The organism is Ralstonia sp. VS2407 (assembly GCF_052950655.1).
This window is the reverse complement of record NZ_JBRFVG010000021.1, coordinates 21,013-41,301: the sequence shown is the minus strand read 5'-3', so window position 1 is coordinate 41,301 and position 20,289 is coordinate 21,013. Positions and strand designations below refer to the sequence as shown.

18 protein-coding genes are annotated in these 20,289 nt (G+C 58.8%); 11 read left to right on the top strand and 7 right to left on the bottom strand.

Annotation, left to right across the window (positions count from 1 at the left end; genetic code table 11):
* Nucleotides 1-172: 172 nt before the first annotated feature.
* The 4 genes from ACU8YE_RS22910 to ACU8YE_RS22895 all read right to left on the bottom strand — a co-directional run bounded on the left by ACU8YE_RS22910 (nucleotide 173) and on the right by ACU8YE_RS22895 (nucleotide 5,601).
* Nucleotides 173-1,399 carry an MFS transporter gene (locus ACU8YE_RS22910; RefSeq protein ID WP_446929688.1) on the bottom strand — a complete coding sequence of 409 codons (1,227 nt, stop codon included), beginning with the start codon at nucleotides 1,397-1,399 and terminating at the stop codon, nucleotides 173-175.
* A gap of 94 nt (nucleotides 1,400-1,493) precedes the next feature.
* Nucleotides 1,494-3,089 (bottom strand): GMC oxidoreductase, encoded by a 1,596-nt coding sequence (locus tag ACU8YE_RS22905; RefSeq protein ID WP_446929687.1) that lies wholly within the window; start codon nucleotides 3,087-3,089, stop codon nucleotides 1,494-1,496.
* A 15-nt stretch (nucleotides 3,090-3,104) separates the two neighbouring features.
* Nucleotides 3,105-4,892 carry a thiamine pyrophosphate-binding protein gene (locus tag ACU8YE_RS22900; RefSeq protein ID WP_446929686.1) on the bottom strand — a complete coding sequence of 596 codons (1,788 nt, stop codon included), beginning with the start codon at nucleotides 4,890-4,892 and terminating at the stop codon, nucleotides 3,105-3,107.
* A gap of 43 nt (nucleotides 4,893-4,935) precedes the next feature.
* On the bottom strand, nucleotides 4,936-5,601 hold the full coding sequence (locus tag ACU8YE_RS22895) for a ThuA domain-containing protein (RefSeq protein WP_446929685.1): 666 nt from the start codon (nucleotides 5,599-5,601) through the stop codon (nucleotides 4,936-4,938).
* Nucleotides 5,602-5,803: 202 nt separating this feature from the next.
* On the opposite strand from ACU8YE_RS22895, the gene ACU8YE_RS22890 reads away from it, so the two are divergent.
* Nucleotides 5,804-6,979 (top strand): LacI family DNA-binding transcriptional regulator, encoded by a 1,176-nt coding sequence (locus tag ACU8YE_RS22890; RefSeq protein ID WP_446929684.1) that lies wholly within the window; start codon nucleotides 5,804-5,806, stop codon nucleotides 6,977-6,979.
* Between the two features lie 180 nt (nucleotides 6,980-7,159).
* Here ACU8YE_RS22890 and ACU8YE_RS22885 read toward each other — a convergent pair whose 3' ends face one another.
* A complete protein-coding gene (locus ACU8YE_RS22885; protein ID WP_446929683.1) occupies nucleotides 7,160-8,095 on the bottom strand; it encodes a LysR family transcriptional regulator in 936 nt (311 codons plus the stop codon).
* A gap of 125 nt (nucleotides 8,096-8,220) precedes the next feature.
* On the opposite strand from ACU8YE_RS22885, the gene ACU8YE_RS22880 reads away from it, so the two are divergent.
* The 7 genes from ACU8YE_RS22880 (at nucleotide 8,221) to ACU8YE_RS22850 (ending at nucleotide 15,638) form a co-directional block, all read left to right on the top strand.
* Nucleotides 8,221-9,510: an MFS transporter gene (locus ACU8YE_RS22880; RefSeq protein WP_446929682.1), complete on the top strand. Its 1,290-nt coding sequence runs from the start codon at nucleotides 8,221-8,223 to the stop codon at nucleotides 9,508-9,510.
* 45 nt (nucleotides 9,511-9,555) lie between these two features.
* Nucleotides 9,556-10,941 carry an FAD-binding oxidoreductase gene (locus tag ACU8YE_RS22875; protein ID WP_446929681.1) on the top strand — a complete coding sequence of 462 codons (1,386 nt, stop codon included), beginning with the start codon at nucleotides 9,556-9,558 and terminating at the stop codon, nucleotides 10,939-10,941.
* 20 nt (nucleotides 10,942-10,961) lie between these two features.
* Nucleotides 10,962-11,711 carry an electron transfer flavoprotein subunit beta/FixA family protein gene (locus tag ACU8YE_RS22870; protein WP_446929680.1) on the top strand — a complete coding sequence of 250 codons (750 nt, stop codon included), beginning with the start codon at nucleotides 10,962-10,964 and terminating at the stop codon, nucleotides 11,709-11,711.
* A 52-nt stretch (nucleotides 11,712-11,763) separates the two neighbouring features.
* A complete protein-coding gene (locus tag ACU8YE_RS22865; RefSeq protein ID WP_446929679.1) occupies nucleotides 11,764-12,699 on the top strand; it encodes an electron transfer flavoprotein subunit alpha/FixB family protein in 936 nt (311 codons plus the stop codon).
* 31 nt (nucleotides 12,700-12,730) lie between these two features.
* Nucleotides 12,731-13,810 (top strand): 4-hydroxyphenylpyruvate dioxygenase, encoded by a 1,080-nt coding sequence (gene hppD, locus ACU8YE_RS22860; protein ID WP_446929678.1) that lies wholly within the window; start codon nucleotides 12,731-12,733, stop codon nucleotides 13,808-13,810.
* 20 nt (nucleotides 13,811-13,830) lie between these two features.
* Nucleotides 13,831-14,796 (top strand): dienelactone hydrolase family protein, encoded by a 966-nt coding sequence (locus ACU8YE_RS22855; RefSeq protein WP_446929677.1) that lies wholly within the window; start codon nucleotides 13,831-13,833, stop codon nucleotides 14,794-14,796.
* A gap of 110 nt (nucleotides 14,797-14,906) precedes the next feature.
* Complete coding sequence (locus ACU8YE_RS22850) at nucleotides 14,907-15,638, top strand: alpha/beta fold hydrolase (protein WP_446929676.1); 732 nt, start codon at nucleotides 14,907-14,909, stop codon at nucleotides 15,636-15,638.
* Between the two features lie 56 nt (nucleotides 15,639-15,694).
* Here the strand turns inward: ACU8YE_RS22850 and ACU8YE_RS22845 are convergent, their stop codons facing one another.
* A complete protein-coding gene (locus ACU8YE_RS22845) occupies nucleotides 15,695-16,642 on the bottom strand; it encodes a LysR family transcriptional regulator (RefSeq protein ID WP_446929689.1) in 948 nt (315 codons plus the stop codon).
* Nucleotides 16,643-16,782: 140 nt separating this feature from the next.
* On the opposite strand from ACU8YE_RS22845, the gene ACU8YE_RS22840 reads away from it, so the two are divergent.
* Entirely contained in the window at nucleotides 16,783-17,406 is a 624-nt protein-coding gene (locus ACU8YE_RS22840; protein WP_446929675.1) for an FMN-dependent NADH-azoreductase, read from the top strand.
* A gap of 65 nt (nucleotides 17,407-17,471) precedes the next feature.
* Nucleotides 17,472-17,780: a YciI family protein gene (locus ACU8YE_RS22835; protein ID WP_446929674.1), complete on the top strand. Its 309-nt coding sequence runs from the start codon at nucleotides 17,472-17,474 to the stop codon at nucleotides 17,778-17,780.
* Nucleotides 17,781-17,911: 131 nt separating this feature from the next.
* Here the strand turns inward: ACU8YE_RS22835 and ACU8YE_RS22830 are convergent, their stop codons facing one another.
* The gene (locus ACU8YE_RS22830; RefSeq protein WP_446929673.1) at nucleotides 17,912-18,697 is read right to left on the bottom strand and encodes an inositol monophosphatase family protein; all 786 of its coding nucleotides are present in this window, start codon (nucleotides 18,695-18,697) and stop codon (nucleotides 17,912-17,914) included.
* Between the two features lie 128 nt (nucleotides 18,698-18,825).
* On the opposite strand from ACU8YE_RS22830, the gene hisD reads away from it, so the two are divergent.
* Nucleotides 18,826-20,139 (top strand): histidinol dehydrogenase, encoded by a 1,314-nt coding sequence (gene hisD / locus ACU8YE_RS22825; RefSeq protein ID WP_446929672.1) that lies wholly within the window; start codon nucleotides 18,826-18,828, stop codon nucleotides 20,137-20,139.
* Nucleotides 20,140-20,289 lie beyond the last annotated feature (150 nt).

Sequence of the window (20,289 nt, the reverse complement as noted above, 5' to 3'; positions counted from 1 at the left end):
CAGCGAGTCCGCCCCGGCCGCCTGCACCTGCGACACCAGCATCAGCGCCATCGCACCCGCCGCCGCCACCGTAAGAACCCCGCGCTTGCCTGCCTTCCATTCACTGCGTTTCATCTGCTCCTCCGTATAAAAACGGTTTTTAATGATTTGTGTTGATAAAACTCTCAATCACTCAGTCGGCGTTCTGCCCCTCAAGCGGAGATGCCGGCACCCATTGATGCGTGTCCGCCCTCGCTCGCATCAGCTGAGGTCCAAAAATTGTTAGAAGTCCAAGAAGGACGAGCGGGAAATAGAGCAACCGGCTAATTCCGAATGTGCTTACGATGAAAGATAGAGCTGCGGGTGAGACCAACATCCCGGAATAGCCAATACAGTTGACAATGCCGATATTTCTACCGGCGTTCTCCGGATCTTTACGACCCGCGCTCGACAGCATCAGCGGTGCAATGCACGAAAGACCCAAGCCGAACAGTGCAAACCCGAGCATGGCGAAAGATGCTTTTTCACCAAAGGCCGAAAGTGCCAATCCAAGGACCGCAAACGCCCCGCACAAGAAGACGACTCGCGCAGCTCCAATTGCCTCGGCGATCCGGTCGCCGATCAACCGTCCAAAGCACTGTGCACCGGTGAATATGCTGATAGCCATAGCCGCCAGAGATGTCGTGGTTCCCAATTCGCGGCTCAGATATTCTTGGCCCCAATCTGCTACAGCGTTCTCACCGACCATGCTGCCCAACAGCAAGACACCGAAGCCCACCATCACGAACACGATTCGACCGGTGGTTTTTTTATGTGGGGTGCTGTCAAAAGCGACTGCAACGGCTTGATCTTCAGCCGGCGTTTCGTCCTTGTCCAACAGAAGCGGGTAGATGACAATCGCAAGAATTAGCAATAGCGAACCGCAAATCAAAAATGGAACAGTGGCGCTTTGCGTGTACTGCGCTGCAAGATAGCTTCCCAGCATTCCAAACAAAAACCCGCCAAGTGAATAGAATGCGTGGAACGCCGACATGATTGAACGTCGATAAAATCGCTCAACCTGAACACCATGCGCGTTGATCGCTGTATCTGTGGCTCCTCGTAGAAAACCGAGTAAGACACCAAATACCAACGCAAAGCTTGCCTTGGATGCAAAGCCCAGAGGAATGATAGATAGCGCATAAAGCGCCAAGGTCGCGCCCGCTACCCGTTTAGGTCCGTAAAGATCAATAAAACGACCAATTAGCAAAGACCCGGCGGCCGCCCCGGCTCCAATCCCGAGCGCGATCACACCGAAGTCGAGATCACCTTGTTGTCCTGTTAGACCGAGATGCAATCGGAACGCACTGACGCTCGTAGACCAGATGTACATCATTGCGCCGATCAGAATGAATCCGCAGAACGTCGCAAAGCGAGCCATACGAATCCGGCGCGTAACCAGTGAGTTGTCTCGTGTTTTCATAATCGTGAACAGCCGCAAAAGGTGGGGATGGGCGCGTCACTGGTATCCCTTCCTAAGGGAAGCGATCCGCGACACGCAAGGCATTGGCTGCAATCGTCAACGCCGGGTTCAGCGCAGCAGATGATGGAAAGCTGGAGCTATCGACGACCCACACGTTGTCGACCTCATGCATCCGGCAGTCACTGTTGAGAACACTCGTGGCTGGATCGATTCCCATCACCAAGGTCCCGCATTGATGCGAGTTGGTGGCGATTCCCATACGCTCGCTCACAATGATTGGGTAACCAGCTTTGCGCATCATCGACGAGGTACGGGCCACAAGCTGGCGATGCGTTTTCAGGTTATTTGGCCGCCAGTAGATCTTGATGGCCTGCTTGCTATGGTCGTACTCCACCCGGTTGTGGTCGCTGGGCAGATCTTCAGAGGTCAGGTATAGATCGACGCTATGGTTCGTGATGTAGCGCGACAAGACCTTCGGCAGCCATGGTCGCATTGGAGTAATCATGGCTTCCCGGATCTTCCCGAGCATTTGCACATTGCCCAGCGGATACTGGCGCTCGTCCGATGGGAGGTACCAGTCGTTGATCGCCAGCGTCTTTTGGAAGAGCACGTCATTCCGTCGGCGCGGGTCCACGGCAAGCATGAACGTGCTGTTGTGCACCATGTAGTTTCGGCCGACCTGCCCCGACCCGTTACCGAGCCCTGACGGGTGGTTTTGATCTGCCGATTTCAGAAGCAAAGTAGCGCTATTGACCGCGCCACATGCCAGAACAAACCGATTGGCACGAATACGCACAGGCTTCCCGTCTCGCTCCCCAACAGCCTCAACTACGGTGCGGCCATCGTCACCAGTCACTAGCTGGTCAATGCGGGCTCCGACAAGAAGGCGAACTTTCCCCTGGTTCAGCGCGGGGCGCAGTGCATTGACCTCGGCGTCACCTTTCGCGTCTACAAGACATGGAAACCCATCGCAGGTTGAGCAAAGAACGCAGGGCCGGTCCTTCCCGTAGTCAACGGCTGCGGGCATTGAAAAGGGCTTCAAACCCGCTGCTCGCATGCTGCTTTCTAAGGCGTGCAGCGCAGGATCATGCTTTAGGCCCGGCCAAGGATAATCAGTAGAACGCCACGGCTCGCAAGGGTCCTCGCCACGATTTCCGTGAACGCGGTACAGCACTTCAGCTCGTGCGTAGTACGGCTCGAGATCTGCGTAACTGATGGGCCAGGCGCGCGAGACTCCTTCGGGGTGTTCAATGACCTCGAAATCCTGCTCTCGAAAACGAGGCAACATAGCGCCGTAAAACTTGGTATTGCCGCCCACATAGTAGAAAACGCCAGGCTTGAAGGGCTGGTCCTGCTCATCGAACCAGGTGTCGGCATTGCGATAGCGGCCCTGGGCGAATACCGCATCCACGCTCCAGTTCTGTATTTCCTTAGGAAGGAAATCACCCCGCTCAGCCACAACGATATCCAGGCCTTTGTCCTGGATTCCGTGGACGAACGTTGCCCCGCCCATACCGGACCCAATCACTAGCACATCGCAGGTGATCAAACCGCTTTCATCAGGCGTCACCGTCCCCAGCGACCGCCGATACTCCGGCGTCGCTGGTTCGGATTGCTTGTGATGAAGCGAAATCGCTACATCGCTCATCGGTGCATCCGTGGTTTACAGGTGTTGCTCGGAGTTGCGGATTTGCCAGTACTCATCCTGGCGCTCATCGGTGATGTATTCCGGAATCGGGAAATCCCACCAGCCGGGTACCCAAGGACCAGCTGCGTCGCGGTCTGTAGGCACTTCGATCAAGACCGGCTCATTGCAGTCCAACGCTTGCTGAAGGATCGGCTCCAAGTCTTCCGGTCGCTCAACGCGCCACGACTTCAGCCCAAATGCCTCCCCCAGCGCCTTGTAGTCGGGCGAGTAAGGCTGACCATCCGGTGTGTTGAACTCGGTCCCGATATGTCGACTCGTTTGCTTACGCTGACCGCCACGAATTGACATGTAGCCCGCGTTGTTCTGCACGAGGAAGACCACCGGTATGTTGTTGGTCTTGCAAATGGCAATTTCTTGCGAGGTCATGAGGAAATCGCCATCGCCGAGAATGCACACCACCGGCTGTTCAGGGGCTGCGAGCTTGGCGCCAATTGCTGCTGGCACAGCCCATCCCATCGAAGAGAAGCCGCCTGAAGTGAGGTGAGTTCTAGGCTCATAGACCGGGAACGTCTGCTTCACTGCCCCCTGCGTATTCCCGGACCCAACGACAACAATGGTGTTGCGCGGAAAGACTTTACGAAGGGCGCCGAGCGGCCGCTGTGACGTGAACGGAAAACGGTCGGAATCACGCCGGGTAGCAAGCTTGCTCTCCCACTGGGCCTGGTTTTTGGCCAGATCCTCCATGTACTCAGGCCGATCTGCGGTTTCGCCATTCAGGGCGGCGAGGATGTGAGCCAGGGCGTGCTTCGCGTCGGCCACGATACCGACGGTCGCTGGGTAGTTCTTGCCGATTTCATGTGGATCAATATCGATGTGGATCAACTTCGACGGCGGAATAGAAAAGGTCACGCCCTTTGCATAGCTTGAGGATGACCAGTCCGTGAACCGACACCCAACAGCGATGATCACGTCCGCGCTCGATGCCATTGCGTTACCGCACATCGTGCCTGTCTGACCCACGCTACCGGAAAAAAGGCGATGGTCTTCCGGGAATCCGCTTTTGCCGTTCCACGTCGTCACTACCGGGATTTGCCAGGCCTCTGCAAGCGCGAGAACTTCATTCCACGCTTCCCCAGTGATCACTCCGCCGCCGATCACCATGACAGGGCGACTCGACTCCTTAAGGACGGCAACCGCCGCGGCGACAGCACGAGGGTCGGGGAAAACCTTGCCAACCGGCAAGCGCTCTTCGACAGGATGGAGCGTGACTTCAGCTGCTTCTGCTTGCACATCCATCGGAATCTCGATGTGGACCGGCCCTGGCCGGCCCGTCGTCATTGAGCTCCAGGCGCGATGCATGATGAACGGCATCTCTTCGACGCGCGTGGCGATCCAATGGCGCTTGCTAACCGCTTCAGCGATTTTCGGGAAATCATTGTCGGTGTAGCGCTCCAACTCTTGCAGCAGGCCGTGACCACGCATGTGAGTGGGAGGGCCGCCGGTGATCAGCATGACGCTGGTCGAGTCAGTAAACGCCGTCGCCATGCCAATAACGGTGTTGCTCGCACCCGCACCGATCGACGTAACCGCGGCCATCGGCTTGCCAGACACGCGGTAGTAGCCGTCGGCCAAGTGGACAGCACTCTGCTCATGGAATACCTGAATGAACTTGAGCTTGGATTCCTCTTCAAGGAAAGCGTCCGTCAGCGTCCAGATGCCATGACCGGGGATCCCGGCTACGTACTCGACGCCGTAGTTTTTTAGTGTTTGAGCCACGATCTGGCTGCCGGTGAGTCGCGTCACTGCGTTCTCCTATGCGATACGAAATTGAGAAATGAGGGTGTGATTAGCTGGCGCGGCGCGCGGCCCAAGCCAGACCTTGTTTGGTAAGGCGACGAATATTGGGATCCGCGAGGTTGCCGGTGTCGTGGCCAATGGAGTGGTAGAACACGCGACCTTCGCCCCACTTGCGCACCCAAGCGACCGGACTTTTATTGCCTTTGAGCCAAGGCATCGGGTTGCCGTCGAACGTTGTTTCGGCAAGCACATGCAGGTTTGGGTCAACCTGCATGTAGTACTGCTCGGACCGAACTTCAAAATCGTTGACGCCTTCTGATACCGGGTGCGAGCGGTCCAGCATGTTGACCATGTAGGGGTGTGGGAAACCCTCGCCAGCGGGATGCTCCAAGAAGGATCCGCCCAATACCATGTGATATTTGAGACTGGCCCTAAACGCAGCACCGGCGCCATGCCAGCCGACCAAACCGGTACCAGCCTCGATGGCTTCCAGAAGCCTGTTCTCTTGCGAGGCAGTGAGGGTTTCGGTGGTGACTGCGTTGTTCCAGCCAATAACAATCAGGTCGTAACCGGTCAGATCTCGATCAAGGGTGAAGATGTCGGTGGACTCGTCCACTTCAAACTCAAGTTCCTTGAACAGGTCCCGCGCCCAAGCTGCGATTTCGTAAGGGAAGTGGCCTGGCCAGCCACCATATAGGTACAGAACACGTGTCACGGCGAATACCCCAAGGTTGATTGGTGTTTGCGAACTGCTCGATGCCCGTAGGTTATACGAATAACCAAAAAGGTCAGGATAGTGATTACCCTTAGAGCCAGATTGGTGCATTCATTGGGCTGGCGAGGACACTGGCGCGTGAGGAACGTGTTATATGTATCACCTGGCACCAAGGCCAGGCAGAGGAGCAGGAATGGTTTCGATGAAGGACGTCGCCAAGGCGGCAGGGGTATCACAGCCGGCAGTGACGTATGCCTACAATGGCTCGCCTAAGGTCTCGCAAGCAGTACGCGAGCACATCCTTGCCGTGGCAGAGCAATTGGGATATCCGGGCCCGAACGTGCAGGCAAGCAGTTTGCGGTCCGGCCGTGTCGGAGCGATCGGGTTGATCGTGATGGACCAACTCTCTTATGCGTGCGCCGACCCATGGGTGATGTCTTTGCTGCGCGGGATCAGCAGCGTCAACGAGATGTCGAACGTTGCGTTGACCTTGTTCCCGATGAACAATCAGCGCTTTGTCGACGGCGGCGCCAGCGGCAATAGCGGCGCTACCTTGGCAACACGTGGTTTGGTAGACGGCCTTATTATTTCCACACTGCCGGACGACCACCCGACAGTTCTGTCAATTCTCCGCCAGAAGATTCCCTTAGTTGTAGTTGACTCTCCGTTGGTGGACGGAACGCATTATGTTGGTATCGATGATCGCGCTGCGGCGCGCAAGCAAGTCGAACATGTGCTTTCGCTCGGGCATAGACGTCTTGGACTGATCGTAGAGCGATTGCGCCCTGATGGGCATCGCGGCCTAGTTAGTCGCAAGCGCTTTGAACAGTCCACCGAGATGGTCGCGAGAGAAAGGCTTGCGGGTTACATTGAGGCAGCGGAGGCGGCAGGCATTAAATTCGACGATCTCCAGATTATTGAGGTCGGCGGCTTTGATACCCCTGGTGGTGAAGCAGCCGCAGAGATGCTTTTGCGCAAGCAGGATGTGACGGCAGTCGTTGCAAGCTCGGACGTCATGGCATTGGCTTGCATGAAGGCGGCCCGCGGACTCGGGCTACGCATTCCGGAAGACCTCTCCATCGTCGGTTTTGATGACATTCCTGAAGCCGAGCTCCAAGGCCTGACCACAATTCGTCAGCCTCTTGTAGAGAAGGGCGTCTGCGCGGCCAAGTTCCTGATTGAGATTCTGGATTCGCCACCGCCACCAGGCTCGCCCCCGAAGCGGAAGATTTTTGCTACGCAACTGGTAGTTCGGAACTCGACTGGTCGATTGGGGGAATTCGCTCCACAAGCCGATGTGGTGCACCACGAAAGCAGGAAGGGATCGACACCCCGCAAAACCGGGTCTCGCAAGTCTCTCACCTCCAAAAGTGCCTAACCCTAGACCGCGCGTTTAGGCTAACTGGGCGCAGTGTCGGACGATCAACGGCATCTTCATGCCCTGGTCACCTCCTCAACGTTTCAAGCACCGCCGTCCTTCCGGTCTCTGCTCATCGCATCATAGTTTCAAATCAAGAGCCGTTGGTCTTCGTCGACTGAGAAGGCAGCTCCGGCGCAATCATCGGACCTTCTTTGCCGATGCCCCCAAATCATCCTGGCCCTGGAGCCAAGCAGTCAGGTGGTCACGAAACCCCTCGGCGGCGGGCGAGACTGTTCGGCTCGCGGAATGGTAGAGACACACTTGCCGCATCACTTCCGGATTCACGATGTGTCGCATGACTAAACCGAGTGGGCGGGCCAGGAGACCGACATAAGCCGGCGCAAGCGTGAGCGCCAATCCTTCGGCCGCCATCCCCAGCGCTGTACTGATGTTGTCCACGATATCCATGGGTGCAATGCGCTCATGCTCGTCAGCGCCGGCTCGCATCAGGGATACGTTGCGCTCGTAGTCTCGACCCGCCGCAACCAGCGGCTGATGGCGTAAGTCAGCCCATGCAATTTCCCGTCGCTTGGCGAGCGGATGGCTGCGCGAACACCAGAGAACCCAAGGACTTTGGAACAGAGCGATGCTCGCGACGTCCTCCGATACCCCCTGGTCGGGCCCGATCGCTAGATCAACGTCAGCATTCACCACCATGTTGATGAGATCGTCCACCGCCGCGTCTCGGATCCGGATCACCACCTTGGGGTGGTCCTTCGCGTAAGCCTTGATCGCTGCAGGCAAGATGGTGCTGGCTACCACCAGAGGCGCAGCAACGCGCACGATGCCCGCCGCGCGATTGCGGATGTCGTCCGCTGATGACTGGGCCAATTCAATGTGTTTCAGCACGCTCCTGGCCGGCGCCAGAAACTCGCGCCCTGCGGGGGACAGCATCACACTGCGTGTCGTCCGATCGAACAGGCGGAAACCCACCGCTACTTCCAGTTCCGCCACGAGTTGGCTGATAGCCGACGCCGACAGATTCATCCGCTCGCCCGCTTTGGCAAAGCTGCGAACATCTGCGACGGTCAAGAAGGCGTGGAGTTGTCTTGGCGTGAATCGCGTGTGAGACATGCGCGGCCGATTAATAAGAGAAACTTAATGATAGGCCATTATTCGTCGATTGTTTTGTTCTATGCCGTGTCGCATGCTCGCGCCAGCTCAAGAAAAAAATGAGCGGTTCCACTCAAGGAGACACCATGGCGCCCCCCACCATTGCGGCCCTAGCCACGACGGACGACTTCGAAGAACGCGCATACAGAAAGATCACGTGGCGCTTGGTTCCATTTCTTTGCCTTTGCTTCGTGATCGCGTTTCTGGATCGCGTCAACGTCGCCTTTGCCAAACTTCAGATGGTCTCCCAGTTGGGATGGAGCGAGCAGGCTTACGGTTTCGGTGCGGGCATATTCTTCCTCGCCTACTTCCTCTTCGAGGTCCCGAGCAACCTCGTCATGCATTGGGTGGGAGCGCGGCGCTGGATCGCGCGGATCATGATCACGTGGGCCTTGCTCACGGGCATCATGGCATTCGTCCATTCCACCACAGCCTTCTACGTGGTGCGCTTCCTGATCGGGGCAGCCGAAGCCGGCTTTTTCCCCGCCATCATCCTGTATCTGACCTACTGGTACCCCGCCAATCGAAGGAGTCGCGTGATTGCCATCTTCATGACGGCAATCCCGATCGCCGGGGTCAGCGGTGGTGTGCTGTCGGGGTGGATCCTGACGGCGTTCGATGGCACTCGCGGATTGGCCGGCTGGCAATGGCTCTTCCTGATCGAGAGCGTCCCCTCGCTGCTGATTGGCATCGCCGCGCTGTTCTATCTTGACGATGGCATCCGGTCCGCCAAATGGCTGACCCCTGCTGAACAGCATCTGCTGTCCTCCAACATTCAGGCGGATGGTCATCGAAAAACGGCGGTTTCACTGTCTGCCGCGTTTCGGCAGCCCATTGTCTGGATCCTTGCGCTGGTCTACTTCGGCGCAGCCATGGGTCAGTATGGATTCGGGTTCTGGCTTCCCTCCATCATCAAGAGCATGGGCGTGCAGTCACCCTCTGAAGTCGGATTGCTGTCTGCCATTCCGTACGCCTTCGGCATTGTCGCCATGCTGGTTGTCGGACACAGCGCTGATCATCGAAACGAGCATCGCTGGCACTACCTCGTGGCGGCGATGGTCGGGGCGACGGGATTGGCCTTGAGCGCTGCGTATAGCGACCACAGAGCCGTTTCTATTGTGGCGCTCACGCTGGCGTGCATGGGCTTGCAATGCCTTGCCCCCGTGTTCTGGCGCATCCCTACGTCCATGCTCGGTGGCGTGGCGGCCGCTGCTGGCATTGCATTGATCAACTCAGTGGCCAACCTCGCCGGATTCCTGAGCCCTTACATGGTTGGCTGGATTGTTGATCACACCGGCAACACGAACCTGGCGCTCTACATCATTGCCGCATGCCTCTCCGCTTCCGGTGCGATCGTATTCGCGCTCCGAGATTAGCCGTCCAAAGGCAATTGAAGGCCAGCCCAACTGGAAATCTGCATCATGACGCACCACATACAAGACTTGTATGCCGCCCTGGCCGATGCGCTCGGAGAGGGTTGCATCGTCCGTGACGAAGGCATCGTGTCTGCATACGCCGGAGACTGGAGTGAAGCGCCAAAGCAATCACCGGGGCTCGTTCTGCTTCCGCAGACGCCGCAACAGGTGGCTGCCGCGCTCGACATTTGCTCGCGCTTCTCCCAACCGGTCGTGGTGCAAGGCGGGCTGACCGGGCTTGCCGGCGGTGGAACGCCGCGCACGGGCGAGATCGCCCTTTCGCTATCGCGGCTGAACTGCATTGAAGAAATCGATGCGGTTGGGGGTATCGCCGTTGTACAAGCCGGTGTGGTTCTTGAAACGCTGCAGAAGAGCGTTGAAGAACACGGTTGGTCGTTCCCCTTGGACCTGGGCGCGCGGGGATCCTGTCAGCTGGGCGGAAACGCGGCCGTGAACGCTGGTGGAAACCGCGTCATCCGTTACGGAACCATGCGTGCGATGGTGCTGGGCATCGAAGTCGCCTTGCCCAACGGCACACTCCTCTCGATGCTCAATCGCGTCGAGAAAAACACAACCGGCATCGACCTGAAGCATCTGTTCATCGGCAGTGAAGGGACACTGGGTGTCATTACTCGGCTCGTTCTCAAGCTGTCACCAAAACCGACGAGTTCCTGCACGGCGTTGTGCGCAATGCCTTCATTCTCGTCCGCTGCGGCCCTCCTTAAGCAGGCGCGTACAGCGCTGCCAAGCCTTTCGGCGTTCGAAGTGATGTGGGCCGACTTCATGGCCGCGGCAATCGACGTTGCATCGCTTCGCCAACCATTTGCAGCAGAAGCGCCCGTTTACGTCCTGATCGAAACACTAGGCGCCACCGAGGATGAAGAACGTCGGCGCCTCGAGAGTTTTTTGGGCGAGACGTTGGAAGCGGAGACAGTGACTGACGTCATCGTTGCGCAGTCGCTCGGCGACCAGGAGCGGCTATGGGAGTACCGAGAAACCGTCGGTGAGTTGCTGGCGCAGATGAAACCGCATGCTGCGTTTGATATAGGAATCCCGATGGCTGCCATGGAGAAGTTCGTAAGCTCGACGCGGGAGGTTTTGATGCAAAGGTTTCCTGGCCAGCGGCATCTGTTCTTCGGACACATCGGCGACGGCAACCTCCATGTCCTTTCTGGCCCCCACCTGAGTGACGAGAGCCTGCATTGCGTCGAGGACATCGTCTACACCGCAGTTCGCGACGTGGGCGGCTCCATCTCCGCGGAACATGGCATCGGTGTCATCAAAAAGGCGTACTTGCACAACAGCCGGTCCCCGGAAGAAATCTCGCTGATGCGCAGTCTCAAAACATTGCTCGATCCCCATTCCATTCTGAACAGCGGCCGGATTCTATAAACAGCAAGAAGGAAAGCACGATGAAACTCCTGGTCGCAGTCAAGCGCGTGATCGATTACAACGTGAAGGTTCGCGTGAAGACGGACGGCAGCGGTGTCGATCTTGCCAACGTCAAGATGAGCATGAACCCGTTCGACGAGATCGCCGTGGAAGAGGCGGTTCGCCTGAAAGAAGCTGGCGTCGCTACCGAAGTGATCGCCGTGTCGTGCGGCGTGACGCAGTGCCAGGAAACCCTGCGCACCGCCATGGCCATCGGCGCAGACCGCGGCATTTTGGTCGAAACCGCTGAAGAACTGCAGCCGCTGGCCGTCGCCAAGCTGCTCAAGGCGCTGGTCGACAAAGAGCAGCCGCAGTTGATCATTCTCGGCAAGCAGGCGATTGACGACGACGCAAACCAGACCGGCCAGATGCTGGCTGCGCTGGCCGGCCTGCCGCAAGCGACGTTTGCCTCGAAGGTGCAGATTGCCGACGGCAAGGCCTCGGTCACGCGTGAAGTGGACGGCGGCCTGGAAACCCTGTCGGTCAAGCTGCCGGCCGTGGTTACCACCGACCTGCGCCTGAACGAGCCGCGCTACGTGACGCTGCCGAACATCATGAAGGCGAAGAAAAAGCCGCTCGACACGGTCAAGCCCGAAGACCTGGGCGTGGACGTTGCCCCGCGCCTGAAGACGCTGAAGGTGGTTGAGCCCGCCAAGCGCAGCGCCGGCGTGATGGTGCCCGATGTGGCCACGCTGGTGTCCAAGCTCAAGACGGAAGCCAAGGTGCTGTAAGCGGTCACGCTACTTGCACGCAACTTCAAGCACACCGAACAGGCAGATCAAGATGACCGCACTCGTTATTGCTGAACACGACAATCAATCCATCAAGGCCGCGACGCTGAACACCGTGGCTGCAGCCGTCCAATGCGGCGGCGACGTCCACGTGCTGGTGGCCGGCGCTGGCTGCGGCGCCGCTGCACAGGCCGCAGCGCAGATCGCTGGCGTGACCAAGGTGCTGGTGGCCGACGCGCCCCAGTTTGCCGATGGCCTGGCCGAGAACGTCGCCGAGCAGGCCCTGGCCATCGCCGGTAACTACAGCCACATCCTGGCGCCCGCCACCGCCTACGGCAAAAACATCCTGCCGCGCGTGGCCGCCAAGCTCGACGTGGCCCAACTGTCCGACATCACCAAGGTCGACAGCCCGGACACGTTCGAGCGCCCGATCTACGCCGGTAACGCGATTGCCACCGTGCAATCGGCCGACAAGGTGAAGGTGATCACCGTGCGTGGCACGGCCTTCGACCCGGCTGCCGCAACCGGTGGCTCCGCTGCAACCGAAAGCCTGACCGCCGTGGCAGACGCCGGCATCTCGCAATTCGTCTCGCGCGAAGTGACGAAGAGCGATCGCCCGGAACTGACCGCCGCGAAGATCATCGTGTCGGGTGGCCGTGGCGTGGGCTCGGGCGAGAACTACACCAAGGTGCTGACGCCGCTGGCCGACAAGCTGGGCGCCGCACTCGGTGCCTCGCGGGCTGCCGTGGACGCCGGCTTCGTGCCGAACGACTACCAGGTCGGCCAGACCGGCAAGATCGTCGCGCCCCAGCTGTACATCGCCGTCGGTATCTCGGGCGCGATCCAGCACTTGGCCGGCATGAAGGATTCCAAGGTGATCGTGGCGATCAACAAGGATCCGGAAGCGCCGATCTTCCAGGTGGCGGACTATGGCCTCGTGGGCGACCTGAACGCTGTCGTGCCGGAGCTGGTGGGCGCAGTCGAGTGAATAGGAAACAGCAAACTCGTGGAGAACGCTGATGGCAGATCTATTCAACAACCCGATGGACTTGATGGGATTCGAGTTTGTGGAATTCGCCTCCCCGACGCCAAACACCCTCGAGCCGTTGTTTGAGACGTTGGGCTTCACCCTCGTCGCGCGACATCGTTCGAAAGACGTTCTTCTTTACAGACAAGGGGAGATCAATTTCATCGTCAACCGTGAGCCGAAAAGCCTTGCTGCCTACTTTGCAGCCGAACATGGGCCCAGCGCGTGCGGTATGGCGTTCCGGGTCGGGGATTCCCACCAGGCGTTCAACCGCGCGCTTGAACTCGGTGCTCAACCGATCGACATTCCGACGGGACCCATGGAGTTGCGCTTGCCCGCGATCAAGGGCATTGGCGGTGCACCGATCTATCTCATCGATCGGTTTGAAGAGGGCAAGTCCATCTACGACATCGACTTCGAATTCATCGAAGGGGCAGAGACCCACCCCAGAGGATATGGGCTGAAGCGCATCGACCATCTGACGCACAACGTCTACCGTGGGCGCATGGCTTTCTGGGCGGCCTTCTACGAGAAGCTGTTCAATTTCCGAGAGCTTCGATACTTCGACATCCAGGGCGAGTACACGGGGCTGGCGTCGCGGGCTATGACGGCGCCCGACGGGAAGATCCGCATCCCCCTGAACGAGGAGTCGTCCCGAGGCAGCGGCCAGATCGAGGAATTCCTCCTCCAGTTCAATGGTGAGGGCATTCAGCACATCGCGCTGCTGACGGACAATCTGTTCGACACCATCGATCAGCTCCAGTTGGCTGGCGTGCCGTTGATGACCGCGCCGAACGACTATTACTACGAAGCACTGGAGGCGCGCCTGCCGAATCATGGACAACCGATCGAGCAGTTGAAGGCGCGTGGCATCCTGCTGGATGGCAGTACATCCGGGGAAAAGCAGCGTCTCCTGCTGCAGATCTTTTCCCAAACGGTGCTTGGGCCGGTCTTTTTTGAGTTCATTCAACGCCAGGGCGACGAAGGTTTCGGAGAAGGCAACTTCAAAGCGCTGTTCGAGTCTTTGGAGCGCGATCAGATTTCGCGCGGGACGCTCAAAACTGAAGGATGACACCTAAGAGGAGTGAGCCAATGAGGTGGTTGACTGTTTTCGCACTCGGCCTGTGCTGCTGGGCCACCGCATCACAGGCGCAAAGTGGTGATATCGCGGCGCATGTTGAAGTGCATGCAATTCCGTCCCTCACGCTGTCGGACACCCAGGTCTTGACCGGCAGCAAAGATGGAAAGCCGGTAACGGTGGGGGGTGTGCTGCGCCTGGCCCAGGCGGGCGGTCGTCAACCGGCAGTGGTGCTCATCCACGGTTCCAGCGGCATTGGCCCCAACATCGAGATGTGGGAGCGTATTTTTAACGCTATGGGCATCGCCACGTTCACCATCGACGGCTTCACGGGGCGCGGCATCGTTTCGACAAGTCGCGACCAAAGTCAACTGGGTCGATTAAATCTCATCATCGATGCGTATGGGGCGCTATCCGTGCTCGCTCACCATCCGCGAATCGATCCGGGAAAGATTGTGCTGATGGGATTTTCACGCGGCGGGCAAACCACGCTATACGCGGCGATGCGCCGGCTTCACCGGCTCTGGAATACGAGCGGCGCGCGCTTCCAAGCATACATTCCGTTTTACCCGGACTGCATGACGCGGTATCAAAACGACACCGACATAGACGCTCCCATCCGAGAGTTCCATGGCGCCGACGATGACTACGATCCGCCCCAGCAATGCGCTGCATACGTCGAGCGGCTACGCAAGGCGGGCAAAGACGTCGTGATGACGGTGTATCCCGATGCGCATCATGCATTCGATCTGCCCTTCGATATGGCACCCACCGTTGCCAAGGGCTCGCAAACCGTCCGAGCCTGCCAGATTGCAGAAGACGCAAAGGGGACATTGATCAACGTCGCCACGCAATCAGAATTCAGCTTCCAGGATGCGTGCGTGCAACTGGACCCCCATGTTGGGGCTAACGCCCAGGCCCGAGATGCGGCGATCCGTGACGTCCGTGCGTATTTGGTGAGCCTTTTCTCACAGCGTTAGAGATTCACGGGATCCGACTGACTTTGTTTTCTTCATACAACGTGCGAGAGCAACATATGAAAGTACCCCGGAGCCGGTGGATCAAATCTGCTGCAATCGCTGTCGGGCTCATGGCGAGCCTCTTCACCCTAGCGAGCGAGGCAAAAGAAGTGGGTAGCCCGATCCGAAATATCGTCCTGGTGCATGGCGCCTTTGCCGATGGCTCCAGTTGGTCAGAGGTCATCTCGGCCTTGCAGCGCAAGGGCTACCACGTCACCGCCGTTCAGAACCCGCTGACTTCGTTGCCGGACGATGTCGCTGCCACCCGCCGTGTTCTGGGGCGGCAGTCGGGTGACGTCATTCTGGTAGGCCACTCCTATGCGGGCGCCGTGGTAACTGAAGCGGGGAATGCCGACAACGTCAAAGGCATCGTCTACCTCTCTGCGCTTGTACCGGACAGCGGAGAATCGGTGTCGGACCTTCTGACCCGCCTGAAGGCGCCCATGGACGGACTCAAGCCTGATGGTGAAGGCCTGATCTGGCTCGATGATCCAGTAACCTATCGTCAAGTCATGGCGGGCGACGTACCTGAGTCCCGTGCGCGCATTCTTGCGGCTACGCAGGTGCCCATTTCCGCATCCGCGTTTGATGGCAAGGTCTCTCATGCGGCATGGCACGACAAACCAACGTGGTATCTCGTTACCGAAGAGGACCATGCGCTCAAGACGCCCGTGCAGCGTGAGTTGGCCGAACAGATCAAGGCTCGCGTGACGACGGTGAAATCGAGCCATATGTCGTTGGTCTCACACCCGGCCGTGGTGGCGAACCTGATTGATCGCGCCGCTCGAGACGCGCGCCGGTGAAACCCTGCCGCGATGAAGCCTCATGAGGCTGTGCACCTCGTGGCTTCATCGCCGCATCAGTGTGCGCTGGGCCCAGCAGCGGCCTCGTCGTGGGCAGCGGCTCGGGAGGTCATAACTGGCAACTCAGCTGCAAGAAACTCAATGAAGGCACGCACCGCCGGCACGACACCTCGCCGCGAGGGAAACACCGCATGAAGCTGGTGCGACGGCATACGGCATTCAGGCAACAGAACCACAAGCCGTCCATCCTGTATGGCCGGTCCGCACAGATCGACAGGCAATTGCGCCACACCCGCACCACGGAGTGCCATCTGCTCAAGCAGGTACACATCGTCGGTCACGAGCTTCGGCTTGTAGTGAATTTCCTGAGCCCGGTCATCGGGCCCGGTGACCTCCCAACGAGCGGGCTCGCCACGCGCGCCACCAGGCCCGATTCCGCTCACGCCTTGTAGCGCGTCAACCGTATGGAATGGGCCGTGCCGTTCTACAAAGGCAGGGCTGGCCGCAAGCACCTGCTCACTCAGGCCGAAACTGCGTAAGACCAATTCCGAATCATCAAGCGTGGATCGGATACGCAAAGCCACGTCGTAGCCTTCTGCGATCACATCGACCCGACGGTTGGTCAGGTCAAGTTCCAGCCGCACATCAGGGTGGGCCTCAAGAAATTTCGCCAATACAGGGGCGAGGAAGATATGCGCCACGCCGACCGGGCAACTCACGCGCAGCCGTCCTGAGGGCTTGTCGCTTGCTCGTTCTGCAACCTCCATTGCCGCTTGCACCGATTGCGTGATGGCCTCGCAGTGCGCATAAAAAGCCGACCCCACGTCGGTCACGCGCACGGCCCGCGTGGATCGCTGCAGCAATCGAACGCCAAGCCGTTCCTCCAGCTCCGCTACGCAGCGGCTGACCCGAGACTTCGGGATGCCAAGCGCCCGCGCAGCACTGGAGAAATTGCCATGCGTGACCACAGCAGCAAACATGACGAGGTCGTTGAGATCCTCCACGACGGTGCTCCGAAAACGCTGGTTGGGATGAGTCAGGATTGTCTCATTCATAGGACGCTCCGTAGCGAAACGCACCCCTAGTTCCACAAACGCCGTCCCCCTATCTTGACGTCCATCCCAACATTTTTTGGAGAGACGTCATGCAAATCCTGCACCTTGATTCCAGCATCCTCGGCGATGCCTCTGCGTCGCGTGTCCTCAGTGCCGCCATCACAGACGAGTTGCGCCGCGACGACCCGGCGGCCGTGGTCGTGCATCGCGACCTCGCGCTTGAGCCGATCCCACATCTGGATGGCGCCATCGCCGCCGGCTTCCGCAGCCCAGGCGTAGGCGACTTTGATGAGGCCACGCAAGCAGAGCACGCGCGCTCTGAAATGCTGGTCAAGGAACTGCTTGCCAGCGACGTGATCGTCGTGGGCGCACCGATGTACAACTTCTCGGTGCCCAGCCAGTTGAAGGCCTGGATCGACCGCGTGGCCCAGGTCGGCCGCACGTTCAAGTACACCGAAAACGGCCCTGTCGGCCTGGTTGAGGGCAAGCGCGTGATCGTAGCCTCCACGCGCGGGGGCATGTATTCGGCTGGACCTGCTGCAATCATGGACTTTCAAGAGGCTTATCTGAGCGCGGTGTTCGGCTTTCTGGGCATTGTCGATGTTCGTTTCGTACGCGCGGAGCGGCTCTCCAAGGGCGCAGACGCACGAAGCGAATCGATGCGGGCGGCGCGCGCCAGCGTACGGGAGACCGCCTACTCCACCGTGCTTTGATTCAGTTCAACACAGGCGCGTCGCCAGATACTCCAAGCAACCTGATCACCCGGGAGATTGAAATCATGCTGTACGCCATCACGCTCAACTACATCCGCCCGATCGAGGAGATTGAAGGCCATCTCGATACCCATCGCGATTGGCTCGTCGAATACACCAGACAAGGGCGAATTCTCGTGGCCGGACCGCTGGAACCGCGAACCGGCGGCTTTGTGCTGGCCGCGTGTGAAAACCGTGCGGAGCTTGACGCCATGCTCGAAAAGGACTCGTTCCACGCCAACAAGCTAGTCGACTACACCGTCGTGGCTGCCCTGCCAGCCTTACGCGCGGAGGACTTTCCTGCTAAATGGGCTGCGGTAGCCAAGGTCGCCTAAGGGGTACTTCCCACCAGCAACTCAGCTCAATGTCGGGGCCTCCGCTTGCCGTCCTACCCTGCGGTCTAGGACGTCCTTGTGAAGGAGCTCGGCGTGAGCTCGTCAAGTTGGCACGCAGTTGAGTCGACTCACTACCAAGATGCATGGCTAGCAAGGCAACGTAGTGCTTCCTCGTGAAGCTCACGACTCGCAGCTGCGATGATGTGCCCGGAAAATTCAGTGTCGATCGCTCGTCCGGACCAGTCGGTCACCACGCCGCCCGCGTTCTCAATGACCGGAATCAGGGCCATGACATCGTATGGCTTGAGCCCCGCCTCAATCACCAGATCGCAGTGTCCGGAAGCCAGCAGGCCATAGGCATAGCAGTCGGTGCCGAAACGCCTCATTGCAACGCGACTGCTGACGTCTGCAAATGCATCGGCAAACGGGCCGGCGAACATATCCGGCGAGGTGGCGAAAAGCCTTGCCTCCATCAGAAGCTTGCAATCGCTGACGCGCACCTGCCTCCCGTTAAAGAGGGTGCGCCCGGAGTGCCCTACCCAACGTTCTTTCAGCGCCGGCATCTCCAACACACCAAGGATCGGACGGCGGTCGATCAAAAACGCGATAAGCGAACCAAAAAGCGGTACGCCGCAAATGAAGCTTTTCGTGCCGTCGACCGGATCCACAACCCAAGTCGCGGCGTCCTGCATGATGCCCCCGCTCTCTTCGCCAAAAAAAGCGTGTTGCGGATAACGCTGGCTGATCGCTTGACGTATCTCCTGCTCAATCTCTTGGTCTGCTTGAGTGACAGGAGAGCGGTCAGACTTTACTGACACTCGCAGGCTCGTCCGGAAATATCTCTCAGCGATCCGCCGGGCGAGATCGGCAAGGCTCTGAGCGAACTCACCCACAGCCTCCAAATCGGAATCATGCATTGCCATCATCACAAGTTAATCTTATGCAAATCATAATACTTGGTCCATTGTCTGATGGATAGCCCGTCTTTAATCTCCGCATCACAAGTTCGCGACCCCCGCAAACGAGACCAGCCGAAGGAGATCCCATGGAATACCACCTTAAGTCCCCCGCTATCCAGGCCAACGCTGCGGAAGCGTCCTCGCCACAGGTGCGGCAAGTCGTAGAAGACGCGCTACGCGACATTCGCTCGCGCGGTGACGCTGCGGTTCGGGACCTCTCCGCCAAGTTTGATAAGTGGTCTCCAGAGTCCTTCAAGTTGTCTCGCGAACAAATCGAAGCGGCAATCGCTCAGCTGCCGGCGCAGACAATTGCTGACATTCGCGCGGCCCAGGCCAACGTCCAGCGCTTCGCACAATTGCAACGCGCGTCGATCACCGACTTTGAGTCCGAAGTGCAACCCGGCATTGTGCTCGGCCAAAAGAACATTCCAATCAACTCTGTTGGCGCCTATATTCCCGGCGGTCGCTATCCGTTGCTGGCTTCGGCACACATGATCATTACCACCGCCAAGGTGGCTGGCGTCAAGCGCGTCATTGCTTGCACACCGCCCAACCGCGGCGAAATTCCATATGCGTCCGTGGCGGCTGCCCATTTCGCCGGCGCCGATGAGATCTATCTGCTGGGCGGCGTGCAAGCGGTAGGTGCCATGGCCATCGGCACGGAAACCATGTCACGCGTCGACATGCTGGCCGGTCCGGGGAACGCATATGTCGCGGAGGCAAAACGCCAACTCTTCGGCGAAGTCGGCATCGACCTGTTCGCAGGGCCCACCGAGGTTCTGATCCTTGCCGATGAGTCCGCAGACCCGTTCATCGTCGCCACTGATCTCATCAGCCAGGCCGAGCACGGCCCGGACTCTCCGGCGGTTCTTGTCACGACATCCCGCAATCTGGGCGAAGCGGTGCTCAAGGAGATCGACAGTCAGTTGTCGAACCTAGTAACCCGCGAAGTTGCCCAGGCCGCGTGGCGAGATTTCGGCGAGATCATCGTGACTGACACGATCGAAGAAGCGTTTGCTGTCTCTGACCGCTACGGGAGTGAGCATGTCCAGGTACTGACGAAGAACCCGCGCTACGCACTCGAAAAGCTCACCACTTATGGTGCGCTGTTCATGGGCGAAAACACCTGCGTGTCGTTCGGCGACAAGGTCATCGGTACTAACCACGTGCTGCCTACTCGCAACGCTGCACGTTATACGGGTGGGCTGTGGGTCGGCAAGTTTTTGAAGACGGTCACTTACCAGGAGATCACTTCGCTCGCCGCCAGCGGTGCAATGGGCGAACTTTGTGCCCGTGCTTCGCGTGCAGAGAATTTCGAGGGCCACGCCCGTTCGGGCGATGTGCGTGCCGCACGCGCTAAAGGCAAGAAACCCGAGTGGGCAATCGACCTTGCGGGTTGAACAGCCTTGATGGCCTAGCGTTTCCTCGCATCGGCCGCCCCATAAAACGTTGCAGGCACTGAGCCTGCAACGTTTTTTGCTTTTCAGACCCGCGTGGGAACGTTTGGACCTCAATGTAGCTCATGCGACAATGCCCAAACTCTTATATGT

Bases quoted from the DNA above. Each gene is read 5' to 3' on its own strand.
- ACU8YE_RS22865 (WP_446929679.1), top strand. From the start codon at position 11,764: ATGACCGCACTCGTTATTGCTGAACACGACAATCAATCCATCAAGGCC.
- ACU8YE_RS22890 (WP_446929684.1), top strand. From the start codon at position 5,804: ATGAAGGACGTCGCCAAGGCGGCAGGGGTATCACAGCCGGCAGTGACG.
- ACU8YE_RS22875 (WP_446929681.1), top strand. From the start codon at position 9,556: ATGACGCACCACATACAAGACTTGTATGCCGCCCTGGCCGATGCGCTC.
- ACU8YE_RS22855 (WP_446929677.1), top strand. From the start codon at position 13,831: ATGAGGTGGTTGACTGTTTTCGCACTCGGCCTGTGCTGCTGGGCCACC.
- ACU8YE_RS22910 (WP_446929688.1), bottom strand. From the start codon at position 1,399: ATGGCTCGCTTTGCGACGTTCTGCGGATTCATTCTGATCGGCGCAATG.
- ACU8YE_RS22830 (WP_446929673.1), bottom strand. From the start codon at position 18,697: ATGCATGATTCCGATTTGGAGGCTGTGGGTGAGTTCGCTCAGAGCCTT.
- ACU8YE_RS22850 (WP_446929676.1), top strand. From the start codon at position 14,907: ATGGCGAGCCTCTTCACCCTAGCGAGCGAGGCAAAAGAAGTGGGTAGC.
- ACU8YE_RS22840 (WP_446929675.1), top strand. From the start codon at position 16,783: ATGCAAATCCTGCACCTTGATTCCAGCATCCTCGGCGATGCCTCTGCG.
- hppD (WP_446929678.1), top strand. From the start codon at position 12,731: ATGGCAGATCTATTCAACAACCCGATGGACTTGATGGGATTCGAGTTT.
- hisD (WP_446929672.1), top strand. From the start codon at position 18,826: ATGGAATACCACCTTAAGTCCCCCGCTATCCAGGCCAACGCTGCGGAA.
- ACU8YE_RS22870 (WP_446929680.1), top strand. From the start codon at position 10,962: ATGAAACTCCTGGTCGCAGTCAAGCGCGTGATCGATTACAACGTGAAG.
- ACU8YE_RS22885 (WP_446929683.1), bottom strand. From the start codon at position 8,095: ATGTCTCACACGCGATTCACGCCAAGACAACTCCACGCCTTCTTGACC.
- ACU8YE_RS22835 (WP_446929674.1), top strand. From the start codon at position 17,472: ATGCTGTACGCCATCACGCTCAACTACATCCGCCCGATCGAGGAGATT.
- ACU8YE_RS22880 (WP_446929682.1), top strand. From the start codon at position 8,221: ATGGCGCCCCCCACCATTGCGGCCCTAGCCACGACGGACGACTTCGAA.
- ACU8YE_RS22905 (WP_446929687.1), bottom strand. From the start codon at position 3,089: ATGAGCGATGTAGCGATTTCGCTTCATCACAAGCAATCCGAACCAGCG.